This is a genomic window from Alcanivorax sp. HI0044 (genome assembly GCF_001634945.1).
The window spans coordinates 1-933 of the sequence record NZ_LWEZ01000285.1 but is presented as its reverse complement, the minus strand read 5'-3'; the positions used below and the strand labels follow the sequence as shown (position 1 = coordinate 933).

Below are 933 nucleotides of genomic sequence, written 5' to 3'. Positions count from 1 at the left end.
ATACCCTGGTCCAGTTCGAAGTAGCCGCACTCGAATTGCAGGGTGTCTTTTGGACGTAGCTGGACCATGGCATTGACCATGTCTTCGGTGGCGTCTTCACCGGGGCTGATGAGGAACGTTCGGCCAACGGTATCGGGGGGCGTTTCTCCGCCATCATCCGGATCGGTGCCTGTGCCACCATCGTCGCCGCCGTCATCATCCCCCCCGCCATCATCGCCGCCGTTGTCAGGATTGTTGGGTGTGGCGGGGTTGTTGGCTGCCGGGGTATTGCTGCCGTCGCCTCCGCACGCGGTGAGTACCAGAGTGGCTGCCAGTGCGATGGCAGGCCAGAATCGGTTGATGTTCATGGTCAGTTCCCCGTTGTCATTTTTTGTTTCTGCTTCCCGAAAAGCGCGCTGTTTCATGTGCCGGATTGATGGCCGCTATTGAGCGGCCTGCTCCAGTCGTTCCCACATGCGTATGTAGGCTTCTGCCGAGGTGAACAGCTGGTTCACCGCGTCGTCGATTTCTTCTTGCGGGCGATCGCTGTTGAGCATCATGTCGGCTATCTGGTCCNCATAGAGTCCGTAGTGCGCCACGCCCCGGCCTTCGTAAAGGCTGAAGGCGTGGTCACCGGTGGTTTGTTTGTCGAATTGCACGCGGCCATCCACCGAGGTGAAGGGATAAAGCTCGGCTTCCTGATCGGGTGTGCCGGGGTTGCCGGCCAGATTGGCAATGCCGTTGACGTCAGACGCAAACGGGGCGCCACCGAAGGGGCCAACCTTGAAGGCCGGGTCGCGGGGGCGGTTGCCGTCGCGGGTCAGCTGGTCTACCCAGTTGCCGCGCACGCTACCGAAGGACGCCGTCACGCCCCCCTGGCTGGCGATCTGGTCGCGCAGGGCTTCGGTGCCGGTCCAGTTGCCATGGCTGTTGATAATCGGGTAATCGCGTTCG

The 933-nt window shown here is 61.5% G+C and carries 2 pseudogenes; both read right to left on the bottom strand.

Features of this window, described 5'->3' with window-relative positions:
- Positions 1–347: pseudogene (locus A3730_RS03515) on the bottom strand (hypothetical protein); the annotation flags it as partial.
- A 75-nt stretch (positions 348–422) separates the two neighbouring features.
- A pseudogene (locus A3730_RS30970) lies at positions 423–933 on the bottom strand (hypothetical protein); the annotation flags it as partial.